We start from the raw sequence: 15,392 nt of genomic DNA on the forward strand, positions 1-15,392 counted from the left end.
GGTTCGGCTCTCGCTGTGGTTCCTCGCCAACAGCGTCGCCGTCACCGTGCTCGGGCTGTTCGCCCTGCGGGCCCTGGACCTCGGCGCCGCCGGCTACGGACTCGTGCTGGCCGCGGCGGGTGCCGGTGGCTTCGCCGGAGCCCTCGTCGCCCCGGCGGTCGGCCGTCGGCTCGGCGAGGGGGACGCCATGATCCTGGGGCGGCTGCTCTGCACCCTGGCCTGGATCCTCGCCCTGCTCACCCCCGGGGACCACGGTGCGGCCCTCGCGCTCGTGGTGCTGGGGGCGGCGCAGGCCCTCTACGGGTTCGCGATGGGGCTTGAGGACCCCAACGAGATGGGCTACTGGCAGGCCCTGACCCCCCGCGAGCTCCTCGGTCGGGTGAACGCCTCCCGGCGGACCGTGAACCGGTCGGTCGCCGTCGTCGGGGCGCTGCTCGGGGGCCTGCTCGCCGCCGGGCTCGGCTACCGTGGCGCGCTCGCCCTGGCCGCCCTGGTCTTCCTCGGCGCGGCGCTGGTCACGGCCGCCTCCCCGGTCCGGGGTGCCCGGGTGGGCGACGCACCCGCCTGACCCTCACGGGCCCCCTGCAGGCCCTGCTCGATCCGTCACGCCTGCAGCGGGTCAGTCCATGCGGGCGTAGCGGGCACGGGCCAGGCTGTAGACGCCGTAGAGCGCCAGGCCCACCGCGACGGCGAGCAGCAGCACGGTGCCCGACGGCTGCTCGGCGAGCGTCTTGAGCGCGCCGTCCAGGCCCTGGGCCTCCTCCGGGTCGGCCTGCCACGCGGCGAGCCCGAAGAGCCCGCCGACGACGAGGAGCGCCACACCCTTGGCGGTGTAGCCCACGGTGCCGGCGACCTTCACCCCCGTCCCGAGGCTGCCACCGCCGGTCGCGGCGAGGTCCTCGAGGAACTTCTGGCTCAGGCCCTTGTAGACGTGGTAGCCCGCGACCCCGAGGACGCCGAGCGCGACGGCCCCGACGATCAGCCGCCCGCCGGGCATCTCCATGAGCCGCTGGGTCAGGTCGGCGCTGGACTCCCCTCCCCCCGAGCTCCCTCCTCCGGTCGCGAAACGCACCGAGATGACGCCGAGGACGGCATACAGCACCCCCTTGCCGACCGCCTTGACCCGGTCACCGATCTCACCGCCCCCGACCGTCCCCTCGAGGACCTGGAAGAGGGCGAGGGCGAGGAAGCCGACCACGCAGAACCACAGCAGCACCGGCCCCGCCGGTGCCTCCCGCACCGTCGCGATGGCACCGCTGGTGTCGGCCTCGCCACCGCCCCCGAGGGCCACCCGGCCGGCGATCCAGCCCAGGGCCAGGTGGATGAGCCCGCTCGCCGCGAAACCGACCCGCGCGAGCGTCTCCAGCCACGGGTGGTCCGCGACCTGGCGCGCGCGGCGGGAACCCTCGTCCACGATGTCCTTGCTCACGCCGGCGAGCATGACAGCACCCCCGTCGCGGCGCGAGCGGGGGTGCTGTCAGGAGGTGCCGGGAGCCGGTGTGCCCGGTCTCAGTACCAGTTGACGGCCTGGGAGTGGGCCCACGCGGCGCACGGCGAGCCGTAGCGGCCGGAGATGTAGCCCAGGCCCCACTCGATCTGGGTCGCCGGGTTGGTCTGCCAGTCGGCGCCGGCGGTGGCCATCTTGCTGCCGGGCAGAGACTGCGGGATGCCGTACGCCCCCGAGCTGGGGTTCATGGCGGTGTGGTTCCAGCCCGACTCCTTCTGCCACAGCGAGTCCAGGCAGCCCCACTGGTCCATGCCCCAGCCGTAGCTGCCGAGCATCGACTGCGCGATGCCCCGGGCGTCGCCGCTGAAGACCGGGGCGGGCTCCGGCTCCGGCTCCGGCTCGGGCTGCGCCTGCGGCTGCGGCTCGGGCTGGGCGGCCCGCTCCTGGCTACGGGAGGCGGCCTGCTCCTGCTCGGCGCGCTCGGCGGCGGCCCGCTCGGCGGCAGCGGCCTCGACGGCAGCCTGCTCGGCGGCAGCGGCCTCGACGGCGGCCTGCTCCGCAGCGGCCTTCTCGGCGGCTTCGCGGGCGGCCTTCTCCGCGGCGGCGCGCTTCTCCTCGGCCCGCTCCTGCGAGATGCGCTCGGCCTGGTCCTGAACCGTCTGCAGGCTCTCGTCGCGGACACCGGTGGACACCCCGAGGGCGGCCGCCTGGTCCTCGCGCATCTGCTTCATCTGCGCGAACATGCCGGTGGACTCCTCGGCCGCGGTGTCGCTCAGCGCGGCGACCGCGTCCGCGGCGACCGTCGGCGAGAACTGCCCGACCGACGCGCGCATCGAGTCCTGCGAGTCCGCGGACTCCGCGGTGCCGGCGCCGGCCGTGGCGGCGTAGGTCGCCAGGCCGAGCGACCCGGCGGCGATGGATGCGGTGACGGCGATGGCCGCCGGGCTCATCCGTCGGCCGCGCGTGTGGCGGGCCTGCTGGTCGTCGGTCAGGGGGGCATGGGGCATGGGCACAACTTCCTCAGTCGGGTTGGCGCCGTCGCTGTCGCAGGGATGCAGGGGGCCCGGCAGGGAGATCGTGGACGATCGGGGCCGGACGGCGTTACCAAAACGTGATGTACCCCTCTACCGTGCCGGTTCGCGGTGGTCGCGTCAAACCCTGGCGCCGAGACGTGGCGAAGGTCACACCGACCTGGGGCCGGTGTGACTGCCGTGACGACTACGCTACGCCGCGTGCGTCACAGGAGCGCGTCCGACCCCTCCAGCATCTCTGTCACCAGGGCGGCGATCGGGCTGCGCTCGCTGCGGTGCAGCGTGATGTGGGCGAAGAGCGGGTGCCCCTTGAGGGCCTCGATCACCGCGGCCACCCCGTCGTGCCGACCGACCCGCAGGTTGTCGCGCTGCGCCACGTCGTGGGTGAGCACGACCCGCGAGCTCTGGCCGATGCGGGACAGGACCGTGAGCAGGACGTTGCGCTCCAGGCTCTGGGCCTCGTCCACGATGACGAAGGCGTCGTGCAGGGAGCGACCCCGGATGTGGGTGAGCGGGAGCACCTCGAGCATGTCCCGGTCGAGGATCTCCTCCACGACCTCCTTGGAGACCACCGCCCCCAGGGTGTCGAACACGGCCTGGGCCCACGGTCCCATCTTGTCGTTCTCGCTGCCGGGCAGGTAGCCCAGCTCCTGCCCCCCCACGGCGTACAGCGGGCGGAAGACGATGACCTTGCGGTGCTGGCGTCGCTCCATCACCGCCTCCAGCCCGGCGCACAGGGCCAGGGCGCTCTTGCCCGTGCCGGCACGGCCACCGAGGCTGATGATCCCCACGTCGGGGTCGAGCAGCAGGTCCAGCGCGATGCGCTGCTCCGCGGACCGACCGTGCAGCCCGAAGGCGTCGCGGTCGCCGCGCACCAGCTTGACCGAACGGTCCGGGGTGACGCGACCGAGTGCGCTGCCCGAGGCACCCAGGATCGTCAGGCCGGTGTGGGTGCGCAGCTCCGCCGCCTCGGGGTGCTGCAGCCGCCCCCCGTCGTAGAGCTGGCGCATCTGCTCGTCGTCGACCTCGATCTCGGCCATGCCGGTCCAGCCGCTGTCGACGGCCAGCTCCGCGCGGTACTCCTGCGCGTCCAGCCCGACGGCCGAGGCCTTCACCCGCATCGGCAGGTCCTTGCTCACCACGGTGACGTCCTGACCCTCGGCGGCCAGGTTGGCCGCCACGGCGAGGATGCGGGAGTCGTTGTCACCCAACCGGAAACCCGCCGGCAGGGCCGCGGGGTCGGTGTGGTTGAGCTCGACCCGCAGGCTCCCCCCGGCCTGCCCCACCGGCACCGGCTCGCTGAGCGTCCCGTGCACCACCCGGAGGTCGTCGAGCATGCGCAACGCCTGCCGGGCGAAGTAGCCCAGCTCCGGGTGGTGCCGCTTGCCCTCCAGCTCGGTGATGACGACCACCGGGACCACGACCTCGTGCTCGGCGAAGCGCAGCAGCGCCCGCGGGTCGGAGAGCAGCACCGAGGTGTCGAGGACGTAGGTCTTGCGACCCACCTCGGGCAGGGCGTCGAAAGGGGTGACGTCGGTGTCGAGGACGTCGACGGTGGGCGTGCCGTGGCGCTGGCTCATGCGGGCTCCTTCGGCGACGCGCGCCGGTCGGCAGCGCATCGGCGGCGATGGGCGGTCCGGGACCGGGCCACGCCACGGCGTGAGCCGGAACCGGCCCTCCGCCTGAGCCAGAGCTCCATGTGGTGGGCCTCCCGAGAGGCGGGGCGGGAGTGCCCCGCGTCTGCTCCGACCGTATGCCGCGCTCCGCCCGGCGGGCGCACCTGCGCGCGGCGTGTCGCTCAGCTGCCGAAGCGTCGCTCGCGCTCGGCGTAGGCGCGCAGCGCCCGCAGGAAGTCCACCTTGCGGAAGTCGGGCCAGAAGGCCTCGCAGAAGTAGAACTCGCTGTGCGCGCTCTGCCACAGCAGGAAGCCGCCGAGCCGCTGCTCGCCGGACGTGCGGATCACCAGGTCGGGGTCCGGCAGACCACGGGTGTAGAGGTGACCGGCGATGTCCTCGACGGTCACGGTGTCGGCGAGCTCCTCCAGGGTGGTGCCGGACTCCGCCGCGTCCCGCAGCAGCGAACGCACGGCGTCCGCGATCTCGCGCCGGCCCCCGTAGCCGATCGCGACGTTGACGAGCATCCCGTCCACCGCCCCGGTGCTCCGGGCGGCGCCGGTCAGCCGGTCCGCGGTTTCGGCGGGCAGGAGGTCCAGGGCGCCGACGACCCGGACCGGCCACCGTCCGGTGAGGGCGAGCTGCTCCACGACACCCTCGATGATGGTGAGCAGCGGCCCCAGCTCCTGGGTCGGGCGGTTGAGGTTGTCCGTGGACAGCAGCCAGAGCGTCACCACCTCGACCCTGGCCTCCTCGCACCATCCGAGGAAGGGGGCGATGTTCTCGGCACCAGCGCGGTGGCCGTCGGCGGTCTCGGCGCCCCGAAGCCTCGCCCACCGCCGGTTGCCGTCCAGCATCACCCCGATGTGCCGCGGGAGCCGCTCGCTGGGCAGGTGCCGGCGCAGCGAGGAGTTGTAGGCCCGGTAGACCAGGTCCCTCGGCGTCGGCATACGCCCAACCTACCCGCAGCCCCTGAGCACCGTCTGCACCCAGCGGAGGGGCGGGCGGGGCCCGGAGGGCAACCTACGACTTCGTAACCTACGGTTGCGTAGGTTAGCCTGGCCGTATGTCATCGCGCCCGGCCCCGAGCCCCACCACAGGCCCGCGTGGCTCTCTCGCCGACCACGTCAAGCCGCACCTGCGCGGGTGGCTGCACCTGGGGATGGTGCCGGTGGCGCTGGCCGCCGGGGCAGTGCTCGTCGTCGTGGCGCCGACGCCCGCCGCCAGGGTGGCCGCGCTCGTGTTCGCGATCACCGGGGTCCTGCTGTTCGGGACCTCCGCGCTCTACCACCGCGGACGCTGGAGCCCCCGCACGGCGCAGATCCTCAAGCGCTGGGACCACGCCAACATCTTCCTCATCATCGCGGGCACCTACACCCCCTTCGCGGTGGTGCTCCTCCCTCCCACGCAAGGGCAGATCCTGCTGTGGACGGTGTGGTCCGGCGCGATCGCGGGGGTGCTCTTCCGGGTGTTCTGGCTCGGCGCCCCGCGCTGGCTCTACACCGGCGTCTACATCGCGCTGGGGTGGGTGGCCGTCTTCTTCCTCGTCCCCATGTGGCGCAGCGGCGGCCCGCTCGTCGTCGCCCTCATCGCCCTCGGCGGTCTGTGCTACACCCTGGGCGCCGTCGTCTACGGACTGCGCCGGCCGGACCCCTCGCCGCGGTGGTTCGGCTTCCACGAGGTCTTCCACGCCTTCACCGTCGCGGCCTTCGCCGCGCACTGGGCGGCGACCTACCTCAGCCTCACCGCCGCCACCCCCGCGTCCTGAGCCGGAGCCCCGAACCGACCGGGGATGCGACCGGCGCTCCCAGGCGCGTCGAGCTCAGCCGATCGGGTCCTCGTCGGCGCGCGCCTCGTCGGGCTGCCCGCCCTCGCGGCGCTCGGTGGCCGCCCCGTCCTGCACCGGCGGGCGCCGGGCCCGACTCTCCTGCTCCTGCAGCCGGACGTCCTCCGCGCGACGCATCCGGCGCAGCCGGCGGGTGAGGTCGCGCCCCAGGAACCACAGGGCCAGGCACAGGCCGAAGAGGACGAGGAATCCTCCCAGCCCCGCGGTGATCTGGACGCCGGTCTCGTTCACTGCTCGTGCCCCTCCTCACGGCGCACGTCGTCCACCCCGTCGCCGTCCGCATCGCCGTCCCCGTCACCGGGCACCTCGCCCGACGGCGGCAGCGGCGGGTCGCCACGGTGCGCCAGCACCAGGGATCCGTCGGGGTCGCGCTCGTGCACCCGGCCGCACAGCTGGTCCAGCTCCCCGACCGGGTGCTCGCGCAGGCCGCCGAAGAGGTCGTCCTCGGGGAGCTCGACCGCGACGAGGGAGCGCGCGAGCTCGTAGTCCTCCGTGGGCCAGACGCGCTGCTGGATCTCCAGGGGCACCCGGAACCACGGCCCGTCGGGGTCCACCTGCGTCGCGTGCGCGCGCAGCGCGTCGTCGCGGACCGAGAACTGCTCGCCGCACGGCACCCGCGTGGTGAGGACCCGCCGCGGCCGGCTCCCCAGGTGCTTGCGCCAGTCCGCGAAGGGGGGCTCGTGGCCGGCCTCGACCATCGCCTCGTCCAGGCGGATCATCCGCTGCGGGTCCCAGCCGCTGTAGTAGACCTTGAGCGGCTGCCAGGGCTGACCCGCGTGCGGGTATGCCTCGGGGTCGCCGGCCGCCTCGAAGGCCGCCATGGTCACGGTGTGGGTCATGACGTGGTCGGGGTGGGGGTAGCCGCCGTTCTCGTCGTACGTCGTGAGGACGTGCGGGCGGAACTCCCGGATGACCCGGACCAGCGCCTCGGTCGTCACCTCGAGCGGCTCCAGGGCGAAACAGCCCTCCGGCAGCGGCGGCAGCGGGTCACCCTCGGGAAGACCGCTGTCGACGAAGCCGAGCCAGGTGTGGCTGACCCCGAGGATCTGTGCGGCGCGGGCCATCTCGTCCCGGCGCACCTGGGTGATGTCCCGCACGATGTGCACGTCGTCCTTGAGCTTCTCGTTCAGGACGTCCCCGCGCTCGCCGCCCGTGCAGGAGACCACGCGCACGTCGACCCCCTGCGAGACGTAGTGCGCCACCGTGGCGGCGCCCTTGCTCGACTCGTCGTCGGGGTGGGCGTGCACGGCCATGAGGCGCAGGCCCGATCCGCTCGTGGGCATGGCGGTCCTTTCCGCGTCGGGTCACCCCGGGGCCGACGTCACGGTCGACCCCGGGGTGACGGACAATGGTGGTCGTGCCGCCGATCGGCACCGTGTCATCCTCTCACCATCCCGGAAGGCAGCCGCACGTGACCGCCCGCAGTCCTGAACCTCCCGAGCCGCGGGCCGGTGGAGCCGACGACGTGGACTGGGACCTCGTGGAGGAGCAGGCCGAGGCTGCACAGCGGTCGGCGCCCCGCGACCGCCGGTGGTGGGCGGTGGGGCTGGTCGCCGTGCTGGCCATGAGCCTCGTGGCGGTCGTCTGGGGGCTCGGGGCGACGCGCGGCCGGGTGCACTGGGTGAACACCGGCTTCGACGTCGTCACCGACGGCCGGGTCGACGTGCGCTTCGACCTGCGGCGCGACCCCGCCCGCGAGGCCATCTGCACCCTGGAGGCCCAGTCGGCGGCGCACGTCGTCGTCGGACGCACCGAGGTGCGGGTCGCGGGGTCCGCGGAGTCGCCCAGCCGTCATGTCGAGAGCGTCGCGACCGCGTCCCCGGCGATCACCGGCTACGTCGACCAGTGCTGGTACGCCGACGAGGCGCCGCGGGAGGGCTGAGCACCCCGTCGGCCGAGGGGGTGGGGATCAGGCCTGGTAGGGCGAGGCCTTGGCGATGGTGACCTCGACGGTCTTGCCGTTGGGCGCCTCGTAGCTCACCGTGTCACCGGTCCGGGCCCCGAGCAGAGCCGCCCCCAGCGGCGACTGCTCGCTGTAGACGTCGAGGTCGCTGCCCTCGGAGATGATCTCCCGGGACCCGAGGAGGAAGGTCTCCTCGTCCCCGAACATCTCCACGGTCACCACCATGCCCGGCTCGACGACGCCGTCGTCCGGAGGGGCCGACCCGACGACCGCGGTCTGGAGGAGGTGCTCGAGCTGGCGGATCCGGGCCTCCATCTTGCCCTGCTCCTCCTTGGCGGCGTGGTAGCCGCCGTTCTCCTTGAGGTCGCCCTCCTCGCGCGCGGCCTCGATGCGCTTGCTGATCTCCGAGCGTCCCTGCTCCTTGAGCCTGGACAGCTCCGCGTGGAGGCGGTCGTACGCCTCCTGCGTCAGGTAGCTGGCTGCTGCGGTGTCGCTCACTGCTCTCTCCTCGTGTCGTCTCGCGTGGCCGGGCTCCGGGCCCGACCGCGCCCTGCGGTCGTGCGTCCGGACCGGTGCGGTCACGCACCGTCGCCCAAACACAAGGTCCGGGCCACCGAAGGGCCCGGACCGTGGATCAACGCACCAGTCTAGCCCGCAGCACCGGAGGAGTCGACCCACGCGGCCCGCGCTGGCACGGCCGCGAGGCGGGTGCGACACTCGAAGGATGCATCGCGAGAGCAGCCTTCCCGGACGCCCCACCCCCCTGCCGGACATCCCGGAGCGCCATGTCGTGCTCGGGTCGTCGATGCACGGACCGTGGCCGGAGGGCACCGAGGTGATGACGGTGGCCATGGGGTGCTTCTGGGGTGCCGAGCGCATCTTCTGGCAGCTGCCCGGGGTCGTGACCACGGCAGCCGGCTACCAGGGGGGCAGCACGCCGAACCCCACCTACCGTGAGGTGTGCACGGGGCGCACGGGCCACACCGAGTCAGTCCTCGTCGCCTACGACCGCGCCCGCACCGACCCCGAGCAGCTGCTCAAGGCGTTCTGGGAGAACCACGACCCGACGACCGCCGACCGCCAGGGCAACGACATCGGGACCCAGTACCGCTCGGCGATCTACTGGACCACCGCCGAGCAGGAGGAGGCGGCGCGGGCCACGGCCGCGGCCTTCGGCGAGGTCCTGGCGCGGGCCGGGCACGGGCCGATCGTCACCGAGCTGCTCCCCGCAGCGGAGGCCGGCCCGTTCTACTACGCCGAGGAGGCGCACCAGCAGTACCTCCACAAGAACCCCGGTGGGTACTGCAACCACGGGCCCAACGGCTACACCTGCCCGGTCGGCCTCGTGTCCCAGGACCAGCTCCCGGCGCAGACCTCGATCGCCCCGCCCGACTGAGGCCGCGCCCTCGACCTCCCGCCCGTCCGACGGCGGGGTCGTGGACGGTGTCCCTCGGACATCCGGCGTTCACCGTCTAGACTCCAGCGGGTCGGACTGCCGGTCGAGCGAGGGAGTTGGTCCATGGCTGACCCGTCGGCCGGTGACGGCCCGCGGCCTCCCCGGCCCACCCTCGCCCAGGTGCGGGCCGTCGCGCAGCCGCCGGAGGTCCTGGCCCGCGGGAACGCCGAGCACTGGACGGGTGACCTGTACCTGCGGAGGCTCTCGCCGCACCTGACCCGCGCCCTCATCCCCACCCCGCTCTCGGCGAACGGCGTCACCGCCCTCATGATGGTCGCCGGCTGGGCCGCCGCCGGAGCGCTGCTCGTCCCCGGTCTGCTCGGCGCGGCGCTCGGCGCGCTGCTGGCGCAGCTGCAGATGCTGCTCGACTGCTCGGACGGGGAGGTCGCCCGGTGGAAAGGGCTGTCCGGCCCGGTCGGCATCTTCCTCGACAAGGTGGGCCACTACACGGTCGAGGCCGCCATCGCGCTCGCCCTGGGGTGGCGGGCCGCAGGCCTCGTCGGTGGCGCGGAGCAGGACCCGGCGCAGTGGTTCGGGTATGCCTTCGCCGGCGCCGTCCTCGCCACCTTCCTGGTCCTCAACAAGGCGCTCAACGAGATGGTGCACGCCTCCCGGGCCGCCGTCGGCCTGGGGCCGCTCCCGGACACCGCGGCGGCCCGCGCCGTCCCGCCGCGCACGGCCCTCGGAACCCTGCGCCGGACGGCCCGCCTGCTGCCCGTGCACCGGATGTTCCACTCCGTCGAGATGACCCTCGTCACGCTCGCGGTCGCCCTCGTGGGCGCGCTCGTGGGCGAGGAGCTGGCCGCCGCCCGGGTCCAGGTCGTGGCCATGGCCGTCCTCGTCGTGCCGGTGACGGTCGGGCACGCGAGCGCCATCCTCGCCTCGGGGCGGCTGCGCCGGGAGGGCTCGTCGTGAGCGCCCCCCGGTTCGCCGTCGTGGTCCTCACCCAGGGGCGTCGCCCGGAGGAGCTGCGGCGCGGCCTGGACTCGCTCCTGCGCCAGCGCGGGGTCGAGCTCGACGTGGTGGTGGTGGGCAACGCGTGGAACCCTTCCGGCCTGCCCGAGCACGTGAAGACCCTGGCCCTGCCCACCAACGTCGGGATCCCGGCCGGGCGCAACGCCGGCGTCCCGCACGTCGAGGGCGACGTCCTCTTCTTCCTCGACGACGACGCCTGGCTCATCGACGACGACGTGCTGCTGAGGACGGCCCGCTACCTCGAGGACCATCCCGAGGTCGGGCTCGTCCAGCCGCTCATCGAAGACCCGGACGCCGGCGAGGCTCCCCTGCCGGGCCGGTGGATCCCCCGGCTCGGGGCGCGCCAGCGGCATACCGAGGCCGACGTCTTCAGCGTGGTCGAGATGACCGTCGCGATGCGCCGCCAGGCCTTCGAGGCGACCGGGGGCTGGCCGGGCATCTTCTTCTACGCCCACGAGGGCATCGAGCTGGCGTGGCGGGTGTGGGCGGCGGGCTACACGGTGCGCTACGTCCCTTCGCTGCGCACGGGCCACCCGGTCATCGACCCGCGCCGCCACTCCGACTACTTCTACAAGAACGCCCGCAACCGGGTCTGGCTGGCCCGCCGCAACCTCCCCGGCCCGCTGGCCCTCGCGTACGTCACCAGCTGGACGGGCATCCAGCTCGTGCGCTGGACGACCCAGCGGGACGGCCTGCAGTCCTGGTGGGCGGGGTGGTGGGACGGATGGCGCCAGGACCCGTTCGAGCCCGGCGAGGACCGGTCCCGGCTGCGCTGGCGGGACGTGGCGCGGATGGCGCGCCACGGCCGCTTCCTCGTCATCTGACCGTGGGCTGCTGCGCCTGCCAGGCCTCCTGGCCCGCCGTCACGAGGTCCGACCACGGCCGTGCCCCGACCCGGTAGGTGACCACCTCGGCGTCGGCCGACGGTGTCTGCAGGTGTGCTGCGGTGGCCCACTCGGTGGCCAACGCGGTCCAGCGGCCGCCGAGGACGATGTTGAGGGCCTCTCGGAAGGTCGCGCCGTAGCGCAGCATCAGGGGGACGACCCGCTCCAGCCCGGCGGCGCGCAGCGCGGCGGGGTCGGCGACGAGGACCACCGGGTCGAAGGGCACCCGGAGCACGTCCGCGTCGCGGGAGGCGGCCGCGACCAGCTCGAGGGCGCCGGCCGCGTCGTCGCCCTGCCTCGAGCTGAGCGAGCGGATCAGTCCGGCCAGCTGCCGACGCCCGCGCCGCGGGTCCGCCGGAGCCGCCAGGGGCAGGTCCTCGAGGTCGACGTCGAACAGTCCCGACAGGTCGTCGGGAAGCAGCACCGCGGCAGGCAGCACCACCACGCGGCGTGCGTCCGGCACGCTCTGCACCGCCACCGCCAGCAGCACCTCCCGGCGCAGCGTGCTGTCCCGCAGGCGCGGACCGTGCGCCCCGAGGTCGGCGGTGGTCCGGTTCACGAGGGTCACCGGCACCCCGACCTCGGGCAGCGGCCCGGCCTTGAGGGTCTCGTCGCCTGACACCAGGACGCAGGAGGCGGGCGGCAGCCGGTCGGCCAACGCCCGGAGCAGACCGGGGAGGTGCGCCGCCTCGCCGGGGCCCAGGTCCACGACCACCGCGTGCTCAGCCGCACCCGTCCACGCCGGGACCGGGACGGGCTCGGCGAGGTCGAGGTGCATCGCACCGAGGGTGGTGCTGGCCATCTCCACGTCGGGGGCACAGACCTCCTGCCACCGGGCGTAGACCTCGTCCTCGTGCGCTCCGGCCAGGACGAGCTCCATCACCGCCGCCAGCTTGTCCAGGATGCCGTGGCGGATGGCCTCGAACGCCTCGTCGTCGATGTCGATGAGCCCGCCGAAGCGCACGTCGGACCGGTTCTTCGGAGCGAACTCGACCGTGCACCCCACCGACCGGGAGGGCAGGTTGGAGTGCAGCCTGGAGGTCCGCACGGTGTGGTAGCGCCTCGCGTAGTCGTCGACCCACTGCCGCGCCAGCTCCAGGTTCTGCGCGAAGCTGAGGCTGCGCAGCCCGGTGATCGACTGCTCGACCACCGCGACGTCCGGCCCACCCGGGAAGTCGATGTAGGCGACCTCCGTGCGGTCCTCGGCGGGCCCCGGCGGCACCACGGTGTCGACCGTCGTGGTCATGCACCCGGAGAAGAAGGCCGGGACGTCGACGGCGTGCAGCAGTGCCACGGTCTGCCAGTCGCGGCACCCCACCGGACCGTAGCGGCGAAGGTAGTCGACCGCGGCCGGGGTGAGCATGTCCGGCTTGTTGACGTGGAAGGAGATGAAGATCGGGCGGACGGCGTCGGCGAACGGGAAGAGGTAGTCCTGCCCGGTGACGGGGTGGAGGAACCAGCCGAAGGTCGGCACCCACGTCGGCTGCGGGAGGTCCTGGAGCGCCATGCCGTCCCGGTGCACCTCGACGACCTGGACCGTCGCTCGGGGGGTGTCGCGCAGCACCCGCTCCGGTCGCACCCCGGCGGCCAGGTCCTGCACGAGGCGCAGCAGCTCGGGGTCGTCGGCGACGTAGGAGACGTTCGCGTGGCGCACCAGGTGGCCGGTGGAGGCCAGGGTCTGGATCCAGTCCCCGACGTTGCGCGACCCCGGCCCGGGCGCCCGGTAGTTCATCAGCCCGACCCGGACCGTGGAGTCCAGCGTCGGGGTCGCCGCGCGGTACCGCCCGCCCGGGAGCCACTCCAGCAGGTCGAGCAGCTCGTGGCGACGGCTCGCCGCCACGTGGACGGTGTCCCCGGCCGTCACGGACGCCACGACCGCGCGGACGCCCTCCCAGTCCTGCGCGGCATACGCGGCCCGGGCGACGAGCAGCAGCTGGGTGCCGGTCCACGCCAGGTGACGCTGCTCGTCCAGGACCCGGCGCAGCATGTCGGCGGCGCCCTGCGGGTCGAACTCGTAGGCCGGGACGAACCAGTCCTCCGCACCCAGGGCGGCCAGCTCCGCCTCCCCGACCTGGCTGAGGTCCTGCCAGGCGATCTCGGCCTCGGAGATGGACCGGCGGGCCATACCGAGCACCAGGTGCCCGAGCGGCCTGCCGACGGGGTCGGCCAGGAGGGCATACCCCGTCGACACGGCCTCCCCGACGCGCGCCTCGCCCAGCAGTTGACGGACCGAGGTCACCACGCGCTCGCTGAGCGTGGGGCCGCGGCTGCCGAGCGGAGCGACCTCCGCCGCGTGGCCGTGGTCCGGTCGCGCAGCGGGTGCGGCGGGGGCGGGCTCCTGGGTCACCTCCCGGGCGGGGCCGTCGGTCCCCGCCGGTCCGCTCGGGCGCCCGGGCGTGCGCGGGGCGGGGGCCCTCCTGCGGGCCACCCGGCGCAGCACCCGACGGGCGGAGGACAGCGGGCGCGGCCTGCTCATGACACGGCCTCCTGGTGACTCGGGGACAGCTGCGTGGACAGCTCGCGGAAGAGGTGGACCCAGCGGGTGACGAACGCCTCGCGTCCGTACTGCTCGGCGACCCGGGCGCACCCGGCGCTCAGCTGGTGCGCCAGTCCGGGGTCCTGCAGCACCCGGAGCGTAGCCTCGGCCACCGCGCCCACGTCACCCGGGGCGACGAGGAAGCCGTTCACCCCGTCGGTGATCATGTCCGAGGGACCGTACCGGATGTCGTAGCTGACGACCGGGCAGCCGTTGACCATCGCCTCGCCGAGGACCATCGGGGCCCCCTCGTACTTGCTGGTCAGCAGGCAGAGGCTCGCTCGTCGGAAGACCTCCTGCGGGTCGGTGGTGAAGCCCATGAGGCGCACCGAGCCGCTCAGTCCGCGACGCTCGATGAGCTCCTGCAGGCGGGGCCGCAGCTCGCCGTCCCCGTAGATCTCCAGCCGGGCCTGCGGGTGCTTCTTCAGGACCCTCGCGAAGGCCTTCACCCCGTGGCCCGTCTGCTTGACGTCACTGAGCCGCCCCACCATGACGACCAGGTCGGGGTCCCGGTCGACCGCCCGCCCCTGCTCCGGGTGCGGCGCCGCGTGCGGGATCACCCGGAAGCGCGCCTGCTCCCCCAGGTAGGCCTCGGCCTCGGCCCGTTGGCGCTCGGTGAGGAAGACCACCGGGTCCGGCCCCGTGCTCCGCAGCACCCGCGCGAAGCTCGGCCGCAGCCGGCTCACGTCGTCGCCCGGCGCCGCGAGGTGTGAGCTGTGCAGGACCGAGCACCGCGCCACGTGGGGGCGGTCGTAGCCGGTCAGCTCCCGGTCCAGGATGCGCGCCTCGACGGACAGGATGGTGGGCCGGCCCGCCGTGACCGCGTCGAGGGCACGGTGCAGCACCGGCGCGAAGGACTCGTGCTCCCCCTCGGGGACACCCGCCTCGTCGAAGGTGGTGGCGCCGAGGTCCGTGGCCCACCCCTTCCCGGTCTCGGGCTGCCGCAGGACGTGCGCGAACAGGGGCCGCCCGTCCCGTCGGTAGGCCACGTGCTGCCGGCGCTTCCCGGGGCCGTCGTCACCGAACGTCGAGCGGACCAGGCGGCCGTCCTCGGAGAACTCGTCCCGGCGCACCCGCACCCGGACGTCGTCGAACCGGTCCTCCAGCAGGAGCCGACCCTGCGCATACCGCCGCCTCGCCACCAGCCGGCCCTCCTCGAACCACGAGTACGCCGATCCCGTCGACCCCACGTCGGTCCATCCCTGCGCGAGCAGCTGCTCACCGGTGAGGCCAGCCCGGTCGTCGGGGACCCCTGGTGCGCTGGCGTCGGGGAGGGCGTCCAGGACGCTCAGGACCTGTACCCCGTCCGAGAGGTGGCCGCGGCGGCGCATCGAGGCCACGGCGCGCGGCAGGAACGGCGAGTGGTTGCGGACGAGCACGACCGAGCGCACGCCCGCCACGTCGTAGAGGTGGCCGCACTTGGCGAGGATCGAGGAGGTGCGCCCGCCGTACTCGACCGGGATCCCCTCGACCGCGACCACGTGCAGCACGTCGGGGGCCGGCGCCGGCTCGGGCAGGGGGTCGTGGCGCACCCGGAGCGGCTCGCCGCCCTCCGTCACGGCCTCGACCGCGACCTCCTGCGCCGGTCCAGCACCGGTGGCCGCCTCCTGCCCGGTGGCCGTCGCGCCGTGCGCCCGTTCGCGTCCGGTCACGATCGCCCGCCGCGCTGCCCGGGTCAGCCTGCCTATCATGACCACCGAT

15 protein-coding genes are annotated in these 15,392 nt (G+C 73.9%); 6 read left to right on the top strand and 9 right to left on the bottom strand.

What is annotated here, in order from left to right; genetic code table 11:
• Window positions 1-13: 13 nt before the first annotated feature.
• Window positions 14-568: an MFS transporter gene (locus tag Q0795_RS09580; RefSeq protein WP_298889319.1), complete on the top strand. Its 555-nt coding sequence runs from the start codon at window positions 14-16 to the stop codon at window positions 566-568.
• Window positions 569-619: 51 nt separating this feature from the next.
• Here the strand turns inward: Q0795_RS09580 and Q0795_RS09585 are convergent, their stop codons facing one another.
• The 4 genes from Q0795_RS09585 to Q0795_RS09600 all read right to left on the bottom strand — a co-directional run bounded on the left by Q0795_RS09585 (window position 620) and on the right by Q0795_RS09600 (window position 5,041).
• Window positions 620-1,429: a DUF1206 domain-containing protein gene (locus Q0795_RS09585; protein ID WP_298889164.1), complete on the bottom strand. Its 810-nt coding sequence runs from the start codon at window positions 1,427-1,429 to the stop codon at window positions 620-622.
• A gap of 80 nt (window positions 1,430-1,509) precedes the next feature.
• Window positions 1,510-2,454 carry a lytic transglycosylase domain-containing protein gene (locus tag Q0795_RS09590; protein WP_298889166.1) on the bottom strand — a complete coding sequence of 315 codons (945 nt, stop codon included), beginning with the start codon at window positions 2,452-2,454 and terminating at the stop codon, window positions 1,510-1,512.
• Between the two features lie 230 nt (window positions 2,455-2,684).
• Window positions 2,685-4,058 (bottom strand): PhoH family protein, encoded by a 1,374-nt coding sequence (locus Q0795_RS09595; protein ID WP_298889168.1) that lies wholly within the window; start codon window positions 4,056-4,058, stop codon window positions 2,685-2,687.
• Window positions 4,059-4,276: 218 nt separating this feature from the next.
• On the bottom strand, window positions 4,277-5,041 hold the full coding sequence (locus Q0795_RS09600) for an isoprenyl transferase (protein ID WP_298889170.1): 765 nt from the start codon (window positions 5,039-5,041) through the stop codon (window positions 4,277-4,279).
• Between the two features lie 116 nt (window positions 5,042-5,157).
• Between Q0795_RS09600 and Q0795_RS09605 the strand changes: the two genes are divergently transcribed.
• Window positions 5,158-5,859 carry a hemolysin III family protein gene (locus Q0795_RS09605; RefSeq protein WP_298889172.1) on the top strand — a complete coding sequence of 234 codons (702 nt, stop codon included), beginning with the start codon at window positions 5,158-5,160 and terminating at the stop codon, window positions 5,857-5,859.
• Between the two features lie 54 nt (window positions 5,860-5,913).
• On the opposite strand, the gene Q0795_RS09610 is transcribed toward Q0795_RS09605, so the two are convergent.
• Window positions 5,914-6,168, bottom strand: coding sequence for a hypothetical protein (locus Q0795_RS09610; protein ID WP_298889174.1), 255 nt, complete (start codon window positions 6,166-6,168; stop codon window positions 5,914-5,916).
• Complete coding sequence (gene mca, locus Q0795_RS09615; RefSeq protein ID WP_298889176.1) at window positions 6,165-7,220, bottom strand: mycothiol conjugate amidase Mca; 1,056 nt, start codon at window positions 7,218-7,220, stop codon at window positions 6,165-6,167. Before mca ends, Q0795_RS09610 begins: the two co-directional genes overlap by 4 nt.
• 128 nt (window positions 7,221-7,348) lie before the next feature.
• On the opposite strand from mca, the gene Q0795_RS09620 reads away from it, so the two are divergent.
• The gene (locus Q0795_RS09620; RefSeq protein WP_298889178.1) at window positions 7,349-7,819 is read left to right on the top strand and encodes a DUF4307 domain-containing protein; all 471 of its coding nucleotides are present in this window, start codon (window positions 7,349-7,351) and stop codon (window positions 7,817-7,819) included.
• Window positions 7,820-7,846: 27 nt separating this feature from the next.
• On the opposite strand, the gene greA is transcribed toward Q0795_RS09620, so the two are convergent.
• Window positions 7,847-8,338, bottom strand: coding sequence for a transcription elongation factor GreA (gene greA, locus Q0795_RS09625; protein ID WP_058890847.1), 492 nt, complete (start codon window positions 8,336-8,338; stop codon window positions 7,847-7,849).
• Window positions 8,339-8,564: 226 nt separating this feature from the next.
• Between greA and msrA the strand changes: the two genes are divergently transcribed.
• The 3 genes from msrA (at window position 8,565) to Q0795_RS09640 (ending at window position 11,095) form a co-directional block, all read left to right on the top strand.
• A complete protein-coding gene (gene msrA / locus Q0795_RS09630; RefSeq protein WP_298748890.1) occupies window positions 8,565-9,236 on the top strand; it encodes a peptide-methionine (S)-S-oxide reductase MsrA in 672 nt (223 codons plus the stop codon).
• Between the two features lie 123 nt (window positions 9,237-9,359).
• Window positions 9,360-10,211 carry a CDP-alcohol phosphatidyltransferase family protein gene (locus Q0795_RS09635; protein WP_298889183.1) on the top strand — a complete coding sequence of 284 codons (852 nt, stop codon included), beginning with the start codon at window positions 9,360-9,362 and terminating at the stop codon, window positions 10,209-10,211.
• Window positions 10,208-11,095 (top strand): glycosyltransferase, encoded by an 888-nt coding sequence (locus tag Q0795_RS09640; RefSeq protein ID WP_298889185.1) that lies wholly within the window; start codon window positions 10,208-10,210, stop codon window positions 11,093-11,095. Before Q0795_RS09635 ends, Q0795_RS09640 begins: the two co-directional genes overlap by 4 nt.
• Here Q0795_RS09640 and Q0795_RS09645 read toward each other — a convergent pair.
• Both Q0795_RS09645 and Q0795_RS09650 read right to left on the bottom strand, forming a co-directional pair.
• Window positions 11,088-13,631, bottom strand: coding sequence for a hypothetical protein (locus Q0795_RS09645; protein WP_298889187.1), 2,544 nt, complete (start codon window positions 13,629-13,631; stop codon window positions 11,088-11,090). The genes Q0795_RS09640 and Q0795_RS09645 overlap by 8 nt on opposite strands.
• Window positions 13,628-15,382, bottom strand: a complete 1,755-nt coding sequence (locus Q0795_RS09650; RefSeq protein ID WP_298889189.1) for a glycosyltransferase — start codon at window positions 15,380-15,382, stop codon at window positions 13,628-13,630. Before Q0795_RS09650 ends, Q0795_RS09645 begins: the two co-directional genes overlap by 4 nt.
• Between the last annotated feature and the right edge of the window lie 10 nt (window positions 15,383-15,392).

It is taken from the genome of uncultured Serinicoccus sp. (genome assembly GCF_947487915.1).
In the GTDB taxonomy this organism is placed as follows: Bacteria; Actinomycetota; Actinomycetes; order Actinomycetales; family Dermatophilaceae; genus Ornithinicoccus.

What these genes read in the sequence shown, in the direction of transcription:
- Q0795_RS09590 (WP_298889166.1), bottom strand. Translation starts at nt 2,454, where the DNA reads ATGCCCCATGCCCCCCTGACCGACGACCAGCAGGCCCGCCACACGCGC.
- Q0795_RS09595 (WP_298889168.1), bottom strand. Translation starts at nt 4,058, where the DNA reads ATGAGCCAGCGCCACGGCACGCCCACCGTCGACGTCCTCGACACCGAC.
- Q0795_RS09600 (WP_298889170.1), bottom strand. Translation starts at nt 5,041, where the DNA reads ATGCCGACGCCGAGGGACCTGGTCTACCGGGCCTACAACTCCTCGCTG.
- Q0795_RS09605 (WP_298889172.1), top strand. Translation starts at nt 5,158, where the DNA reads ATGTCATCGCGCCCGGCCCCGAGCCCCACCACAGGCCCGCGTGGCTCT.
- mca (WP_298889176.1), bottom strand. Translation starts at nt 7,220, where the DNA reads ATGCCCACGAGCGGATCGGGCCTGCGCCTCATGGCCGTGCACGCCCAC.
- msrA (WP_298748890.1), top strand. Translation starts at nt 8,565, where the DNA reads ATGCATCGCGAGAGCAGCCTTCCCGGACGCCCCACCCCCCTGCCGGAC.
- Q0795_RS09635 (WP_298889183.1), top strand. Translation starts at nt 9,360, where the DNA reads ATGGCTGACCCGTCGGCCGGTGACGGCCCGCGGCCTCCCCGGCCCACC.
- Q0795_RS09645 (WP_298889187.1), bottom strand. Translation starts at nt 13,631, where the DNA reads ATGAGCAGGCCGCGCCCGCTGTCCTCCGCCCGTCGGGTGCTGCGCCGG.
- Q0795_RS09650 (WP_298889189.1), bottom strand. Translation starts at nt 15,382, where the DNA reads ATGATAGGCAGGCTGACCCGGGCAGCGCGGCGGGCGATCGTGACCGGA.